Origin of the sequence: Mycobacterium ostraviense (assembly GCF_002705925.1) — a bacterium.
GTDB lineage: Bacteria > Actinomycetota > Actinomycetes > Mycobacteriales > Mycobacteriaceae > Mycobacterium > Mycobacterium ostraviense.
Genome location: NZ_NKRE01000001.1, coordinates 3,067,507 through 3,083,350, shown reverse-complemented (window position 1 = coordinate 3,083,350; position 15,844 = coordinate 3,067,507). Strand labels below are relative to the sequence as shown.

The window sequence follows — 15,844 nt, the reverse complement described above, 5'->3', positions numbered from 1 at the left end:
AGGAAACGCTTTCCTCACTAAGTGATGCCTTCGTTGCGGACCGGGTTCTACCTGCATTAATCTGACTTCATGACTGACTACGACGGACACAAGACCAAATTCCACGAGTTAATGCAGGAGCAACTCTTTAACGAATTCACCACCGCGCAGCAATATATTGCGATCGCGGTGCATTTCGACAGCGAGGACTTGCCGCAATTGGCGAAGCATTTCTATGGCCAGGCGGTCGAAGAACGCAATCACGCGATGATGCTGGTGCAACATCTGCTCGAGCGCGGCCTTCGCGTCGAAATACCGGGCGTTGACACCGTCCGAAACCAGTTCGACAAACCGCGTGACGCGCTGGCGCTGGCGCTCGACCAGGAACGTGCCGTCACCGACCAGGTCAGCCGGCTGGCGGCGGTGGCCCGCGACGAGGGCGACTTCCTCGGCGAGCAGTTCATGCAGTGGTTCCTGCAGGAACAGGTCGAGGAGATGTCGCTGATGTCCACCCTGCTGCGGATCGCCGACCGGGCCGGATCCAACCTGTTCGAACTCGAGAACTTCGTCGCCCGCGAGGTGGGCCGGGCGCCCTCCGCCTCAGGCGCCCCGCGCGCCGCCGGCGGTAGCCTCTAGCCGCCGGCCCAGCCGGCGCGCCCCTGCTGTAGCCAGGCCTTTGTGCGGGCGGGGTGGTGAGTGGCCATCCACGCCACCCCGACCTCACGGCAGAATTCGACGTCGCCGTATTCGTCGACGTTCCAGCAGTAAACCGCCCGTCCCTGGGCGGCCGCACGGTCGACGAGTTGCGGGTAGTCCTTCAACGCCGGCAGCGACGGTCCCACCGCGGTCGCCCCGACGGCGGTGGCCGCGCTGCTGGCGAGGTAGCGTCCGGTCTTGCCGAGCAGCACCGTCGGCAACAGCGGCGCGGCCCGGCGGATCCGCCAGACCGCCGCGGCCGAGAACGACATCACGACTGCGCGCGACCGGTCGGCGGAAGCGGGTGCGGCGATGCCGAAGCGGTGCAGAAGTGCCAGCACTTTGTTTTCGACCAGCGAACCGTATCGGACGGGGTGCTTGGTCTCGATGAAGATCTTCACCGGCCGGTGCCAGTCCAGCACCAGCGCGACTAACGCGTCCAGGGTCAGCAGGCTGGTGTCACCGTGAGTGCCGTCCGGACGCCAGCTTTCGTGCCAGGCGCCGTATTCCAGCTCGCGTAGCTCGGCCAGCGTCATCGTGCTGACCAGCCCGACTCCGGTCGAGGTCCGGTCCAAGCGCCGGTCGTGCACACAGACGAGGTGGCCGTCCCGGGTTAGCCGCACGTCGCATTCCACGCCGTCGGCGCCCTCCTTGAGCGCCAGGTCGTACGCGGCCAGCGTGTGTTCCGGTCGAGCAGCGGACGCGCCACGGTGGGCAACCACAAACGGGTGCCCGGCGATCACCTCGTCGGCCCAGGTCATGCCCATTATGCTGCCGGTTCTTGCCCTTGCAGCTCAACTGCACCGGCAGCTGCCGGGGCGGGTTGCGGGGGCGGGCCATCCGGGCGCACCACGAGCCACCGGTGTGCCGGCCGTTCGACCGGTTTGCGCTCGAACCCTTCGAAGACCCGCCCGGCAGCGGCCACGGCGGCCGCGGCCAGCGCGTAGCCAACGACCGTCATGACCGTGTTGTTGGCGATGCCCTGGGCGTCGCTGGAAAAGCTGGTGGCGATGGCGAACAGCGACACCGTGTTGCTGACCACCCAGGTGATCCACCACACCACGATGGGCCGGCGCAGCCGCTGGTACTGGTCTTCTACGACCGCCAGTTCGATGACGTACACCGGCGCCCAGAACACATTGGCCAACGGCAGCAGACAGCCGGCCCACAACTGCCGCGACGAGCGGTGCTCGGGCAGGCCATGATGCCCGAAGGCGGCGGCCCGACGAGCGATCAGCCAGCGAATCAGCACGACGAAACAGCCGATCATCGCGACGAGCGCGGCCACGCTGGCCAGCACCCCCAACCACAGCGCGGCGCCGGCCACCAGGGAGTTCAGCAATAGGCTGCGGTTGACGATGAGCAGCACGTATCGCACCGCATAGACCAGTGCGGCGATGCCGAGCACCACGATCGTGGCGAACAGCACGGACCGCACCGTCGGTGCGGCCGGCCCGGACTTTTCCGGTATTTCCGCGGGCGAAGGCGCGGTCGAGGGGAGTCGATCCGCCAGACCCCACCGCGGCATCACGGCATAGCGTGGCGTGGGTCCGCGGAATCGTCGCCAGGTCCGCGGTGGCGGCGGGGCGCCCGGGCGTACCGCGATCCATCGAAACCCGGGTGGGAGCCGCGCCGGGGTGCGCTGCACGAGGTGAGGCGCCGGCTGCGGGCCCACGGGTGAACGCCACCGCGGGTCACCCGCCGACGGGTCGGCCAGCGGCGCCATCAGGGTCCCCCGGCAACGTGGACACCACACACGCTGACGATCGCGGACGTTCCACCGAGTGCCGCACTGGGAGCACACCTGGATCACCGGACCAGCCTAATAGCGCGTCGGCGCCACGGCACTGCACGGCGTCAATCCGGATCGGGGAAGCACCTTCGGTGCGCGGGACGACGCGCGACCGCGGCGGCCCGGGCCCCGGCGAGACAGTCCGCGGGCGCCCTGGACGGGACCTGGATCAGAAGCTCGACAGGACCTGGACAGGACCTCGACAGCTACTAAGGCCTAGCCACGACCTATCCACAGTTTCCACAGCTTTATCCACAGCCGGTGGTCCATCTCGATGCCGCCTCTATCGGCCCGGTTCGCGTCGAACTGTGGATAACATGGCGCTCCCGGGACGCGCCGATCGACAGCCCTGCGGCGTCGCGAGCGAAGTGCGGCTCTCCGCCGGGCGAAGCGCCGCCGTCGCCTGGTCACGCGACTTGCCGGCGGTGCGGCGGAACCGTCAGCGGTTGTCTGGCCCGGCTCACCCACGGGGCCGCGGGCAGCCTTTTCCGACGGCCCGCGGAAGCGGTCTTGCCATCACATGGCCATTACACGGCGGCGCTGCCGGGGTTGCCCGTCGACGGAATTTTTCAACCTGTGCACCAGGCGTTATGATCTCCGACGCGGTGTTCATTGTGACTCACCTCACTGAGGCGGGATGACCATGCAGGTGGAAGGCGTTTGATGGCGACACACTCCTACGGTCCGGGGTCGACGCCGCCGTCGAATTCGCGCTCGGGCTCGCCCGCCTGGAACCACGCGTATGTCATCGCCGCCCTTCGTGCCGGACTTATCGCGCTCGCGCTGCTCGCGGTGCTGATCCTCCTGGTTGTGTATTAAGACCCAGCCGCCCGGGTATCCCTGGGAACCGTTCGAGCTGTTCCCGATGGGGGCTGTTCTTGCGGCGCGCGCGGTCATGCAGCAGGGTTGACTACGTCAGCCCGCCGCGTGGCGGAACCCACGCGAATGACGTGTCAGACGATTGCAAGGAGGGAATGCCGTGGCTGAATACGCTTTGCCCGATCTGGATTGGGACTACGGGGCGCTGGAACCACACATCTCGGGTCAGATCAACGAACTTCACCACAGTAAGCACCACGCCACCTACGTCAAGGGCGCCAACGATGCGGTCGCCAAACTCGAAGAGGCGCGCGCCAAGGAAGACCACTCAGCGATCTTGCTGAACGAGAAGAACTTGGCTTTCAACCTCGCCGGCCACGTCAACCACACGATCTGGTGGAAGAACCTGTCTCCCAACGGGGGCGACAAGCCGACCGGCGAACTCGCCGCGGCCATCGACGAGGCGTTCGGGTCGTTCGACAAGTTTCGTGCCCAATTCCACGCCGCCGCCACCACGGTGCAGGGGTCGGGCTGGGCGGCGCTGGGCTGGGACACTCTCGGCAACAAGCTGCTGATATTCCAGGTCTACGACCACCAGACGAACTTTCCGCTCGGAATCATTCCGTTACTGCTGCTCGACATGTGGGAACATGCTTTCTACCTCCAGTACAAGAATGTCAAGGTCGACTTCGCCAAAGCGTTCTGGAACGTTGTGAACTGGGCCGACGTGCAGGCGCGCTACGAGGCGGCCACCTCGAAAACGCCGGGCCTGATCTTCGGCTGACTCCAATATTTCAGGGCTTGGGCGCCGCGCACTATTGCGCGGCGCCCTGGTCTTTGGCCGGTTTCGATATCGCGACATCTGGATGACACCGTCAACGTGGCGAGGGTTAGCCGTGTCGGGTTGCGCGGCGCCAAATCCCCGCGCATGCTTGATTATTGAAACTAGACGGTTGTTCGAGCTACCAGCGTGGTTATTTCGGATGGAGGCATCTCGGAGGGCGGGATGAATGCTGGGTCAGATAGACCAATAGGGGTTGCTCCCTTTCATTCTCGTGGTGCTCTGAAAGGGTTTGTCATCTCTGGACGCTGGCCTGATTCGACCAAAGAATGGGCGCAGCTGCTGATGGTCGCCGTCCGAGTCGCGTCGTGGCCCGGACTGCTTTCCACGACAACCGTATTCGGTGCTCGCGAAGAATTGCCCGACGAACCCGCGCCCGGAACCGTCGGCCTGGTGCTGGCCGAGGGCACGGTGTTCGGCGAATCGGCCATCCGACCCGGATATTTCGCCGATCATCAGCCCCCGGCATTGCTGATGTTGCATCCGCCGTCGGAGACAACGCCGTCGCTGCCGGAATGCACCGGCGCAGCGTCGGGCTGTGTCCTGCTGCCGGGATTGCCGCACCTGGGTCTGGAGCACCGGGCCGCCTGGGTGGAAGCCGAAGCGGACGGCACCATCACGTCCATGGTGAGTCGCGTCGGTGTCGATCCGATCAGCCATCCCGACACCGCGATCCTGGCGATGCTGCTTGCCGCATAAGCAAATTCGAAACCATAGTTTCGGGCCGCGAATCCGGGAATGCGACGGGCCGAACACCGTCATCGCCCTGGCGCGCCCGGAACCCGGCCGCTAACCTGGGGATCGTTAGCGAAGGGGAGTAGCCCCGAATCGTCGGGTCGACATACTGGTGAAAGCCCGGCCGGCGAACCGTCGAGCAGACGGTGGGCGAGACCTTCGACCGATGTTCGATGACCACGTTGTCATCGACCACGTGTCGAAAGGTCGTCCGAAATGCTCGCAGCCACACTGCTGAGTCTCGGGGTGGTTTTCGTCGCCGAACTCGGCGACAGATCCCAACTGGTGACCATGACCTATGCGTTGCGGTTTCGCTGGTGGGTGGTGCTGGCCGGCGTGGCGATCGCCTCTTTCACGGTGCACGGGGTCTCGGTGGCGATCGGCCACTTCCTGGGCGCCACCCTGCCGGCGCGGCCGATGGCTTTCGCGGGCGCGATCGCGTTCCTGCTTTTCGCGGTGTGGGCCTGGCGAGAGGGCGCGGCCGGTGACGACAAGCCCGCGACCCCGCCCCACCCACGGTTCGCGCTGCTCACCGTGGTGTCATCGTTCGTACTGGCCGAGCTCAGCGACAAGACGACGCTGGCGACGGTGACCCTGGCCAGCGATCACGACTGGGTCGGCGTGTGGATCGGCTCCACCCTGGGCATGATCTTGGCCGACGGCCTGGCAATCGCTGCGGGGCTACTGCTGCACCAGCGGCTGCCCGAGCAGCTGCTGCATGTTCTGGCCAGCCTGTTGTTCCTGCTGTTCGGCTTGTGGATGCTGTTCGACAGCGCGCTCGGGTGGCGCTCGGTCGCCATCGGCGTGACGGCGGCGGTGGCGATCGCGGCGGCGGCGGGTGTTACGGCGCAAACCCTTCGGCGGCGCCGCAATGCCTCCCCGGTAGCCACGAGGGCCGCCCACCCCCGTTGAACCTGTGCTGAACGGCACCTACCGGACCTCGTACCGTTCGGCGATGCCGACGACCGCTTGCGGACAGCTCCGGTGGACCGGCGACGACGCCGCCGGTCTGCGCCGCGCCCCGCAGTAGACCTCGACAGCAAAGGAGCTGCCGAGCACTGCGCCGTTGGGCGTTGGTTGCCCGACATTGAATGCATTCCCCTGCCGAGGTGCGCGTATATCGGTTCCGGACGACTCAGCCGACGGCTCGCCGCGTGCCCACCTGCGATGTATTCTGCGGATAGCCTGTGAAATCCGTTCATTCTGTGGACACCTCACCGAATCGGTTGGACGCTCATCAAGGGCATCCTGGACGCGCCTCCAACACGCTGGCAACCAATCCGCTCAGGTTTGCACTTGGTTGTGGACATATCTGTCGCTACCATGATCAGCAAATAAAGATAGGTAACCGTTCGATCTTGCAGCCCGGTGGAGGTCATATCGATGAGCACGACGTTCGCTGCCCGCCTGAACCGTCTGTTCGATACGGTGTATCCACCCGGACGCGGGCCGCACACCTCCGCGGAGGTGATCGCCGCGCTCAAGGCGGAGGGCATCACGATGTCGGCTCCCTACCTGTCCCAGCTACGCTCGGGCAACCGCACCAACCCGTCGTCGGCGACCATGGCCGCGCTTGCCAACTTCTTCCGCATCAGGGCGGCCTACTTCACCGACGACGACTACTACGCGAAAATCGACAAGGAATTGCAGTGGCTGGCCGCGATGCGGGACGACGGCGTGCGCCGCATCGCAGAGCGTTCCCATGGGTTGTCGGCGCAGGCGCAGCAAGAGATCGCGGACCGCATCGACGAGCTGCGCCGCGCGGAGCGGCTCGACGTGTAACGGCCGGCTGCCAACGACCTGACGGGTTGCCCACGCCCAGCGCAGATTAGGGTTGGCCCAACGATCGCGCATGCACCGCGATAGTCCACGAGAACCGGGAGGCGGCCGGGAATGGGCCTGTTCCGCAAGCGAAAGAGCCGGGCGATTCGTCGCGCCGAAGCCCGCGCGATAAAGGCCCGCGCCAAACTCGAGGCCAAGCTGTCGGCGAAGAACGCGGCGCGTCGCCTCAAGTACGAGCGCAAGGCGGCGGACAAGGCCCTCAAGGCGCAGCTCAAGGCGCAGCGGGACAGCGATCGTGCGGCACTGAAGGTCGCCGAGACCCAGCTCAAAGCGGCGCGCGAGGGTAAGTTGCTGTCGCCCACCCGAATCCGCCGGGCGCTGACGGTGTCGCGGCTGTTGGCCCCGATATTGGTGCCGGTGATATACCGGGCGGCCATTGCCGCGCGCGGGCTGATCGATCAGCGTCGTGCCGACCAACTGGGGGTTCCACTGGCTCAGGTCGGACAATTCTCCGGGCACGGCGCCCGGCTGTCGGCCAGGATCGCCGGGTCGGAGCAGTCGCTGCGGATGGTCCAGGAGAAGAAGCCGAAGGACGCGGAGACCAAACAATTCGTCGCAGCCATCAGCGAACGGCTCGCCGAGCTGTCAGCGGCCATCACAGCCGCGGAGAACATGCCGGCGCAGCGGCGCCGAGCCGCCCACACCGCGATCTCCTCACAGCTCGACGGCATCGAGGCCGATCTGATGGCCCGGCTGGGGCTGACCTGAGATGCGCCGGCGATCATGAAGCACCTGCTCGGTGTCGCGTGGTCAGCCCTGCTGCTGGTCGCCCTGACGATCGCCGCGCCCTTGATGGTGGATGGCGCCAGCGGTGACCCCGTCCGCGCATCCGCGGGTCCAACCCGGGTGAGCCTGACCGGTATCCAGCATCCGGGCACCGGGTGGCCTACCGCCGAGCCGGAGCTGACCGGCCCGACCGTCACCGGGTGGCCACACCTGCGGGACAGCTACCCGGTGACGGTAGCCCGGGCCAACACCGACGCCGACGTGCCTACCTGGCCTTTCGCGGTCGGTGCGATAGCCGCGGTCGCCGCGGCGGCGCTGTGGGCGGTACGGCGGCGGCGGTAGCCGGTAAGCGCGCACAGGTAGCCGAGATGGCGGCACAACGGGTCCTGGCATGATGGGACCCGAGTGCTTCGCACCCACGCAAACAGAGAAGCTGCAAAGGAGCGGCCGCATGGCAGACCCGCAGGATCGACCCGTCGGCGAACCCGACGGCACACCGAGACCACCGGCCAAGAAGCAGCCCGCCAAGAAGGCCGCGAAGGCCCCCGCCAAAAAAGCGCCCGCCAAGAAAACGCCGGCCAAAAAAGCGCCGGCCAAAAAAGCCCCCACCAAGAACACCCCCACCGGCAACCCGGAACCCGCGGCCGCCGCAATGGCCGCCGAGCCGCCTGGTCTCGAGCAGCGCGCGAAATCCGATGGCGAACTTGCCGCGGCCGCCAAAGACGCTGCAGCACAAGCGAAGGCAGCTGTCGACCGGGCCAATGACCCACTTTCCCGGGACCTGGAGCCGGCGTCGAACAACTTCACCGTTCCGCTGCTGGTCGCCGTCGCGCTAAGCCTGCTGGCGATGCTGCTGGTCCGGCAGCTGCGCCGCCGCTAGGTCGATGCGCAACGTGTCGTTCCGGCCGACGGCCGATCTGGTCGACGATATCGGGCCCGACGTGCGCAGCTGCGACCTGCAATTCCGCCAGTTCGGCGGGCGCGCGGAGTTCGCCGGGCCGATCAGCACGGTGCGCTGCTTTCAGGACAACGCCCTGCTGAAATCCATGCTCTCGCAGCCGGGGGCCGGCGGCGTGCTGGTTGTCGACGGCGCCGGCTCGTTACACACCGCACTGGTCGGCGATGTGATCGCCGAATTGGCCCGATCCAACGGCTGGGCGGGCCTGGTGGTACACGGCGCGGTACGCGATTCGGTCGCACTGGGCGGCATCGACATCGGCATCAAGGCGCTGGGCACCAATCCCCGCAAGAGCACCAAGACCGGCGCCGGGGAACGCGACGTCGACGTCACCCTGGGTGGCGTGACCTTCGTGCCGGGCGAAGTCGTCTACAGCGACGACGACGGCATTGTCGTCGTCTCCCCGTGAAAGCCTAAACCCGCACCGGGGCACGCTTTTTGGAGAAGCGCAGCCCTTCGTCATCGATCTTGCCCCGCCTGATCAGATGGATGTCGCGCAGATAGTTCTGATTTAGCCGCCACGGCTTTCGCGAGCCCTGCTTCGGCAGTTCGTCGATCGAGCGCAGTACGTAGCCGGGAGTGAACTCCATGAACGGCCGTTCCTCGACGTCCGGACCCGGATGTTCGGCCATCACGGTGTCAAATCCATTGGCGTCCATGTAGTTCAGCACACGGCAGACGAACTCCGACACCAGGTCGGCCTTCAGTGTCCACGAGGCATTGGTGTAGCCGACCGTGTACGCCATATTGGGTATCCCGGACAGCATCATGCCCTTGTAGGCCATCGTCTTGGTGAGATCCACCGGTTCTCCGTCGACGGAGGCGGTTGCTCCGCCGAAGAGTTGTAGGTTCAAACCCGTTGCGGTGACGATGATGTCGGCCGGTAGTTCACGTCCGGAATTCAACCGGATTCCGGACGGGGTAAACCGATCGATGGTGTCGGTGACCACCTCGACCTGCCCGTGGCGAATGGCACGGAACAGGTCGCCGTTGGGTACCAGGCACAACCGCTGGTCCCACGGATTGTAGTGCGGGCCAAAGTGCTTGCGCACGTCGTAACCTTCGGGCAGTTGGCGCGCAGCCAAGCCCATGAACATCTTCCGCATCCGCCGCGGCCACTTCTGGCAGGCCGCGTACACCGCCGCCTGGCGCAACACGTTCTTCCACCGGACCGCGAAGTAGGCCAGGTTTTCCGGCAGCCAACGGTTGAGCCTGTCGGCGATGCTGTCACTGTCCGGTTGGGAAACGATATAGGTCGGCGAACGCTGCAGCATCGTGACGTGCTTGGCACCCGAATCCGCCAGTGCCGGAACGAGAGTGACGGCCGTGGCGCCACTTCCGATCACGACGATGTTCTTGCCCTCGTAGTCGAGGTCCTCGGGCCAGTGCTGCGGATGGATGATCGCGCCGGTGAAGTCCGCCGCGCCGGGGAATTTCGGCAAATATCCCTGTTCGTAGTTGTAGTAGCCGCTGCACAGAAACAGGAATGAGCAGCTGAGCTGGCTGCGGGTGCCATTGGTCTCGATGTTGACGGTCCAGCGGTTTTCGGCCGTCGACCAGTCGGCGCTGACGACTTTCTGGTTGAACCGGATGTGCTTGTCGATGCCGTACATGGCCGCGGTGCCCTTGACGTACTCGAGGATCGGCTCGCCGTCGGCAATGGCCTGACGCTCGGTCCAGGGGCGGAACCGAAAGCCCAGGGTGTGCATATCGGAGTCGGAGCGAATGCCGGGATAGCGAAACAGGTCCCAGGTGCCGCCCATGGCGGACCGCTTCTCCAGGATGGCGTAGCTCTTGGTGGGGCAGCGGTCCTGCAGATGCCAGGCCGCGCTCACGCCGGAAATACCCGCCCCCACGATGACGACGTCAAGGTGCTCGGTCATAGAACCACGCTATCAACGCGTTGTTGAATGCGTCAACGTAGTGTCGAAACTATCGACACACGGTAAGCTGCGGGTCGTGGCCACTTCCCCGACCGGTCAGGCGTCGCTGCATCGCGGCCGGCGCACCGGGCGGCCATCCGGAGACGATCGAGAACTGGCCATCCTGGTTACCGCTGAAAAGCTGCTGGAAGATCGTCCCCTGGCCGACATTTCGGTCGACGACCTGGCCAAGGGGGCAGGAATATCGCGGCCGACGTTCTACTTCTATTTCCCGTCCAAGGAAGCGGTGCTGTTGACGCTGCTGGACCGGGTGGTCACCGAGGCCGACACCGCGCTGGAAAACCTGATCCAGGCCCCAGACGCCGACCGCGACACCATGTGGCGCACCGGGATCAACGTGTTCTTCGAGACATTCGGTTCGCATAAGGGGGTCACGCGGGCCGGTCAGGCCGCCCGGGCAACCAGCGGCGAGGTCCGGCAGCTGTGGTCGACGTTCATGCAGAAGTGGATCTCCTACACCGCCGAGGTGATCGAGACCGAACGCGACCGCGGCGCCGCGCCGGTCACCGTGCCCGCCCTGGAACTGGCCACCGCGCTCAATCTGATGAACGAACGGACGCTGTTCGCGTCCTTTGCCGCCGAACAGCCCTGCGTCCCGGAAGCGCACGTGCTGGACACGCTGGTGCACATCTGGGTCAGCAGCATCTACGGCGACGGGCGTTGATCCCCGCGGTCAATCGTGGCGTAACCGGTTTCGCACGGTTGTGATCGCGTCGCGAATGCCGCGGCGGGTCCGGCCCGAGGCCGGTCCGGCCAGCTGGTCCAGCAACTGACCGGCAACATCGCGCAATTTGGTGTTGGTGTCCTGCGACAACGTCACCAGCATGTCGAAGGCTTCCTGCGCAGTAACGCCGAAGCCGTGCATGAGCGCGCCTTTGACTTGCTCGATGGTCGCCCGGCTCTCCACATGCTGGTCGTGCCGCGGTTGTGACCAGCCGTCGCCGTCAACGTCGGCGGGCGGCTCCAGTCGGACCCGGGCGAAATCGAGCACGCCGAAGAGGCGGATGGCAGCGGGTTGGTCGGTGCGCAGCACCACATCGCGGTTACCGGAGCGCGCGCAGCGATCCAGGATGTCTAGCTGGCGGTGGCTGATGAATTCCAGCCCTTGCGCGTCGATGACCAACGTGTCGTCGCCGGTCAGCGGCCAGGTGCGGTGCAGCGTGGTGGCGAAGACCGACTCGCTTGCGACATCGATCTCACCGGCCAGCGCAAAGCCGCATCCCGGCGCGGCATAGAGCCGGAAACTGGGTCCGTGCGGGCCCACGTAGGGGTGCAGGCACATCAGTTCGGCCGCATCGTTTCTCACCTGGCCGGTGTCGTAGGCGCACAGCGCAGACACCGGAAGCACGGCCATCTTCTGGTCGATCAGGAACTCGAAGCAGGCGAACGCATCGAGCTGGTCGGGCCTGCGTGCCACCGCGGTGCAATCCACGACGGCCCGGAAGCCCGAGTAGCCGTCGGCGAGCGCCTTCTCGACGGCCTCGACGCGCTGGGCCACCGAAGCCTCGGGATCCACGACGTCAGTGCCGGGCCGAAAGGTATAGAACTCTTCGACCGGCGTCACGCCGATGCCGTCGATATCGATCTCGGACAGGGCGGGCATGGCGGCGAGTTCGGAGCGCAAATCGTCGCGACTGCCGGCGCCGACGTACTCGACCCATTGGTTCTGCAACCGTCCGTCCACGATGTATTCGGCGGCGCGTGCGCGAAACTGCGCTTGCTCGCTGTAACCCCACCCCAGATGCCCGAAGGGGACCAGTCCCGCGGCTGATGCGACGACACCATGTTGACGGATCATGCGATCCCCCGTTTCGATGAGTCCATCCGCAGGCACGCCTGGATAGTGGTGCCGCTGGCGCCGGTGTGGGTACGGACCAGATCGGCCAGGGCGTTGACCAGAAACAGGCCGCGGCCACCGGCGACGCCGCGGGCCGGAGGGCGCCGCCCGGCCAGGGGATCGTCGAGCTGGCCGTGATCGCTGGCCTCGCAGACCAGATACCCGTTGTGCTGCCAGAAGGCCAGCCTGCAGGCGCTGCCGGCGTGTTCGAGGCTGTTGGTGGCCAGCTCGGTGGCGATCAGCTCGAGGTTCGCAATCGTCGCGGCAGGCAGGCCCAGCCCGTTCCCATACCAGGAAGCGACCGAGCGGGCGGGCCGGAGATCGTTGGCAGACCGAATCGTATAGGTGACCGCTATCGGGTTGGCGGGCAGCGGCCGGTTGTAGCGCGCCAGCGCGTCATCCGGCGCATACTCGGGACTTCGGTCCGCCGATCCGTCCGTCCACACCAGTGGGTGGGTCATGCGGGCGTCGGCGACAACGTCAGCGCTCAGTCCGCGAGCGTCGTAGGGGCACAGCACCGTCGCGTCGCGTCCGGCAAACGCCGCATTGACCAACGCCTCGTGCTGCACGCACGCCGGATATTCGTCGTCGGTGCGGCCCGGCCACACCGGCTCACCGACGATCCGGACCGGCCTGCCCTCGTGCCCGGCGGCGAAGGCACTCTCCACCCCGAGAATCCGGCCGGGGTTGCGGCCGACGGCGGTCAAATCGGCCAAGGTGACCTGCTGGCAGGCGCTGCCCAACGCAGCACGTAGCAGCGCGAGCCTGGGCTCGGGGACGGCGACCAGCACCGGTTCGTCGTTGCCCAGCCCATCGAGGACAAAGGGCACGACTGCGTCCAGGTACTCCGGCTCGGAGCGATAGAACAGCGCGAAATGCTCCAGACCGGACGGCTTTTCGTGGGTGCTCGTGGTCATGCGGCCATCACCTTGATCCGCTAGAGGGCCTCCCCGTCCCCGATTGCCGATGCTACCTCGACGCGGCCGGGGCGCCGGTCGCAGCACCTTCGGCTGTCGTACCCGGCTGCGAACATATGTCCATGCGGAATGAGGCTTCCATCCTGCACGCGGACCTGGATTCGTTCTACGCCTCCGTCGAGCAGCGTGACGACCCCGCATTGCGGGGCCGCCCGGTGATCGTCGGCGCCGGTGTTGTGCTGGCGGCCAGCTACGAGGCCAAGGCCTACGGTGTGCGCACCGCGATGGGCGGCGCTCAGGCGCGACGGCTATGTCCGCACGCCGTGGTGGTGCCGCCGCGGATGAGCGCCTACACCCGGGCCAGCGAGGCCGTGTTCGCCGTCTTTCGGCACTGCACACCGGTGGTGGAACCGCTCTCGGTGGACGAGGCATTCCTCGATGTGGGCGGGCTGCGCCGGCTCTGCGGGACCCCGGTCGAGATCGCGACGCGGCTGCGCGCCGACGTACGCGAGCAGGTCGGCCTGCCCATCACCGTGGGAGTGGCGCGGACGAAGTTCCTCGCCAAGGTCGCCAGCCAGGAGGCCAAACCCGACGGATTGCTCCTGGTGCCGCCGGATCAGGAATTGGCATTTCTGCATCCGCTGCCGGTGCGCCGGTTGTGGGGCGTGGGTGCGGTGACCGCCGACAAGCTGCACGCCCACGGCATACATACGGTCGCCGACGTCGCCGAGCTCAGCGAGTCCACGCTGGGCTCGATGGTCGGCGGACCGATGGGCCGACAACTGTATGCCTTGTCGCGCAATATCGACCGCCGCCGGGTGACCGTCGGCGTGCGGCGCCGCTCGGTGGGCGCCCAACGAGCGCTGGGACGAGCCGGCAACGCCATGTCGCCCGCCGAGATCGACGCGGTGGTGGTCACCCTGGTCGACCGGATCACCGGCCGGATGCGCGCCGCCGGACGCACCGGCCGAACCGTGGTGTTGCGCCTGCGGTTCGACGACTTCAGCCGCGCCACCCGGTCGCACACACTGCCGTGGGCGACCGCGTCGACGCAGCCTATCCTGGCCGCCGCCCGGCGGCTGGTCGCATCGGCCGCCCCGGACATCGACCGCCGAGGCCTGACCCTGGTCGGCTTTGCGGTCTCCGGTATCGACCGCAGCGGCACCCAACAGTTGATGCTGCCATTTGACGGCGAGCCGCCGGACGTGCTCGACCAGGCGGTGGACCAGGTCCGGCGCCGCTTCGGCAAATCCGCGCTGACCCGCGCGGTGTTGATGGGCCGCGACCCGGGCGTGGAGATGCCGCGGCTACCGGACTGACACCCACTCCAGCAGCTGCTCGGCCGGCCAGGCGTTGATGATGCGGTCGACCGGAACACCGGCATCGAGGGCACGTTGCGCACCGTAGCCAAGGAAATCCAGCTGGCCGGGCGCGTGCGCGTCGGTGTCGATGCTGAACACGCAACCGATCTCCAAGGCGAGGTTGAGCAGCCGCGTCGGTGGGTCCCGACGCTCGGGACGGGAGTTGATCTCTACCGCGGTGCCGTGGTCGCGGCAGGCGGTGAACACCGCCTCGGCGTCGAACTTCGATTCGGGCCGGATACCGCGGTTGCCGGAGACCAGGCGGCCCGTGCAATGGCCCAGTACGTCGACGTGGCCGTCGCAGACTGCACGGACCATCCGCCGGGTCATCGCGGCCGCATCCATCGCCAGCTTCGAGTGCACGCTGGCCACCACGATGTCGAGCCGATCCAGCAGCTGCGGCTCTTGGTCGAGGCTGCCGTCTTCCAGAATGTCGACCTCGATTCCGGTGAGGATGCGCATCGGGGCGAACTTGTCGCGCACCTCGTCGATGACGTCGAGTTGCTTGCGCAACCGCTCCGGGGACAGGCCGTTGGCAATCGTCAGCCGCGGCGAATGGTCGGTCAGCGCGCAGTATTCATGGCCCAGGCCGGCCGCGGTGGCCATCATCTCCTCGATCGGCGCCGACCCGTCCGACCAGTTCGAATGCAGGTGCAAATCGCCCCGCAGCGCGGTGCGGACCGCGCTCCCACCGAAATCCTCAGCGGCAGAACGTAATTCGACGAGAAGGTCGGGCTCGTGGCCGGACCAGGCCTGGTCGATGACCTTGGCGGTTTTCGGCCCGATGCCCGGCTCCGACTGCCAGCTGTTGGCCTGACCGTGCCGCTCGCGCGCGGCGTCGTCCAGTTTCTCGATGACGTCAGCGGCGTGGCGATACGCCATGACGCGCCTCGGGTCATGGCGGCTGCGGTCCTTGTAGTAGGCGATCTGGCGCAGCGCGGCTACCGGATCCATCTAACTCAGCTGCCCCGCGATGAAGCCGGCGAAAACCACGGAGAAACCGCCTATTTCGCCGAGAATGAGCAAGGTCATGCCCAGCCGGGTGCCCGGCGCCGGAGGGTCGAATTGGTTGTCGGTGTCGCGCCGGGCGCCGTGCCAGACATAACTGCCGATCGCGGCGACGAAAAAGAACACCACCACCATCGCTGCTGTCAGGTTGAGCCACGCCGGCCACGCGCTGAGCTCGACGAAGACCGCGATTAACAGCGTCGCAAACGCGTAGAGCAGCGCCGCCCGGTGAGCGATGTCGACATAAACATGCGCCCGGCGGTCATCGGAGATCATGATCTGCCGGTACTTCCACACCCCGAGGACAAGCGCCAACAAGAAGATCAGTCCGGCCGCCAACAGGGTGAGTTTGGTGTCGATTCCCAGGGCGTAGCACATCGTTGCCTCGAG

At 66.5% G+C, this 15,844-nt stretch carries 18 protein-coding genes and 1 pseudogene; 12 read left to right on the top strand and 7 right to left on the bottom strand.

Annotated elements, in window-relative coordinates; translation table 11 throughout:
- The first annotated feature begins 69 nt into the window (after window positions 1-69).
- The gene (locus CDN38_RS14090; RefSeq protein WP_075509123.1) at window positions 70-615 is read left to right on the top strand and encodes a ferritin; all 546 of its coding nucleotides are present in this window, start codon (window positions 70-72) and stop codon (window positions 613-615) included.
- Here the strand turns inward: CDN38_RS14090 and CDN38_RS14085 are convergent.
- Window positions 612-1,436, bottom strand: a complete 825-nt coding sequence (locus CDN38_RS14085) for a glycerophosphodiester phosphodiesterase (RefSeq protein ID WP_075509171.1) — start codon at window positions 1,434-1,436, stop codon at window positions 612-614. The genes CDN38_RS14090 and CDN38_RS14085 overlap by 4 nt on opposite strands.
- A gap of 5 nt (window positions 1,437-1,441) precedes the next feature.
- Complete coding sequence (locus CDN38_RS14080) at window positions 1,442-2,488, bottom strand: DUF4328 domain-containing protein (protein WP_099319011.1); 1,047 nt, start codon at window positions 2,486-2,488, stop codon at window positions 1,442-1,444.
- A 642-nt stretch (window positions 2,489-3,130) separates the two neighbouring features.
- On the opposite strand from CDN38_RS14080, the gene CDN38_RS29445 reads away from it, so the two are divergent.
- The 9 genes and pseudogenes from CDN38_RS29445 to rraA all read left to right on the top strand — a co-directional run bounded on the left by CDN38_RS29445 (window position 3,131) and on the right by rraA (window position 8,797).
- Window positions 3,131-3,286 carry a hypothetical protein gene (locus CDN38_RS29445; RefSeq protein ID WP_180276327.1) on the top strand — a complete coding sequence of 52 codons (156 nt, stop codon included), beginning with the start codon at window positions 3,131-3,133 and terminating at the stop codon, window positions 3,284-3,286.
- A 160-nt stretch (window positions 3,287-3,446) separates the two neighbouring features.
- Window positions 3,447-4,070: a superoxide dismutase gene (locus CDN38_RS14075; RefSeq protein WP_036410990.1), complete on the top strand. Its 624-nt coding sequence runs from the start codon at window positions 3,447-3,449 to the stop codon at window positions 4,068-4,070.
- Window positions 4,071-4,292: 222 nt separating this feature from the next.
- Window positions 4,293-4,826 carry a hypothetical protein gene (locus tag CDN38_RS14070; RefSeq protein WP_023368897.1) on the top strand — a complete coding sequence of 178 codons (534 nt, stop codon included), beginning with the start codon at window positions 4,293-4,295 and terminating at the stop codon, window positions 4,824-4,826.
- A 252-nt stretch (window positions 4,827-5,078) separates the two neighbouring features.
- A complete protein-coding gene (locus CDN38_RS14060; RefSeq protein WP_075509122.1) occupies window positions 5,079-5,774 on the top strand; it encodes a TMEM165/GDT1 family protein in 696 nt (231 codons plus the stop codon).
- A gap of 471 nt (window positions 5,775-6,245) precedes the next feature.
- On the top strand, window positions 6,246-6,644 hold the full coding sequence (locus CDN38_RS14055; RefSeq protein ID WP_075509121.1) for a secretion protein EspR: 399 nt from the start codon (window positions 6,246-6,248) through the stop codon (window positions 6,642-6,644).
- A 111-nt stretch (window positions 6,645-6,755) separates the two neighbouring features.
- A complete protein-coding gene (locus CDN38_RS14050) occupies window positions 6,756-7,412 on the top strand; it encodes a DUF6474 family protein (protein WP_075509120.1) in 657 nt (218 codons plus the stop codon).
- A 255-nt stretch (window positions 7,413-7,667) separates the two neighbouring features.
- A pseudogene (locus tag CDN38_RS14045) lies at window positions 7,668-7,772 on the top strand (LPXTG cell wall anchor domain-containing protein); the annotation flags it as partial.
- A 109-nt stretch (window positions 7,773-7,881) separates the two neighbouring features.
- Window positions 7,882-8,310 carry an Rv3852 family protein gene (locus CDN38_RS31825; protein WP_075509118.1) on the top strand — a complete coding sequence of 143 codons (429 nt, stop codon included), beginning with the start codon at window positions 7,882-7,884 and terminating at the stop codon, window positions 8,308-8,310.
- A gap of 4 nt (window positions 8,311-8,314) precedes the next feature.
- Window positions 8,315-8,797 carry a ribonuclease E activity regulator RraA gene (gene rraA / locus CDN38_RS14035; RefSeq protein ID WP_075509117.1) on the top strand — a complete coding sequence of 161 codons (483 nt, stop codon included), beginning with the start codon at window positions 8,315-8,317 and terminating at the stop codon, window positions 8,795-8,797.
- Between the two features lie 4 nt (window positions 8,798-8,801).
- Here rraA and CDN38_RS14030 read toward each other — a convergent pair whose 3' ends face one another.
- Complete coding sequence (locus CDN38_RS14030; RefSeq protein WP_075509116.1) at window positions 8,802-10,271, bottom strand: flavin-containing monooxygenase; 1,470 nt, start codon at window positions 10,269-10,271, stop codon at window positions 8,802-8,804.
- 76 nt (window positions 10,272-10,347) lie between these two features.
- On the opposite strand from CDN38_RS14030, the gene CDN38_RS14025 reads away from it, so the two are divergent.
- Window positions 10,348-10,995: a TetR/AcrR family transcriptional regulator gene (locus tag CDN38_RS14025; RefSeq protein ID WP_075509115.1), complete on the top strand. Its 648-nt coding sequence runs from the start codon at window positions 10,348-10,350 to the stop codon at window positions 10,993-10,995.
- A 9-nt stretch (window positions 10,996-11,004) separates the two neighbouring features.
- On the opposite strand, the gene CDN38_RS14020 is transcribed toward CDN38_RS14025, so the two are convergent.
- Together CDN38_RS14020 and CDN38_RS14015 are read right to left on the bottom strand one after the other, a co-directional pair.
- Window positions 11,005-12,165 (bottom strand): MEDS domain-containing protein, encoded by a 1,161-nt coding sequence (locus CDN38_RS14020; protein WP_142361283.1) that lies wholly within the window; start codon window positions 12,163-12,165, stop codon window positions 11,005-11,007.
- The gene (locus CDN38_RS14015; RefSeq protein ID WP_075509113.1) at window positions 12,126-13,085 is read right to left on the bottom strand and encodes an anti-sigma factor RsbA family regulatory protein; all 960 of its coding nucleotides are present in this window, start codon (window positions 13,083-13,085) and stop codon (window positions 12,126-12,128) included. Before CDN38_RS14015 ends, CDN38_RS14020 begins: the two co-directional genes overlap by 40 nt.
- A gap of 116 nt (window positions 13,086-13,201) precedes the next feature.
- Between CDN38_RS14015 and dinB the strand changes: the two genes are divergently transcribed.
- The gene (gene dinB, locus CDN38_RS14010) at window positions 13,202-14,404 is read left to right on the top strand and encodes a DNA polymerase IV (RefSeq protein ID WP_075509112.1); all 1,203 of its coding nucleotides are present in this window, start codon (window positions 13,202-13,204) and stop codon (window positions 14,402-14,404) included.
- On the opposite strand, the gene CDN38_RS14005 is transcribed toward dinB, so the two are convergent.
- Window positions 14,393-15,400: a PHP domain-containing protein gene (locus CDN38_RS14005; protein WP_075509111.1), complete on the bottom strand. Its 1,008-nt coding sequence runs from the start codon at window positions 15,398-15,400 to the stop codon at window positions 14,393-14,395. The genes dinB and CDN38_RS14005 overlap by 12 nt on opposite strands.
- Complete coding sequence (locus tag CDN38_RS14000; RefSeq protein ID WP_075509110.1) at window positions 15,401-15,832, bottom strand: hypothetical protein; 432 nt, start codon at window positions 15,830-15,832, stop codon at window positions 15,401-15,403.
- Window positions 15,833-15,844: the final 12 nt, after the last annotated feature.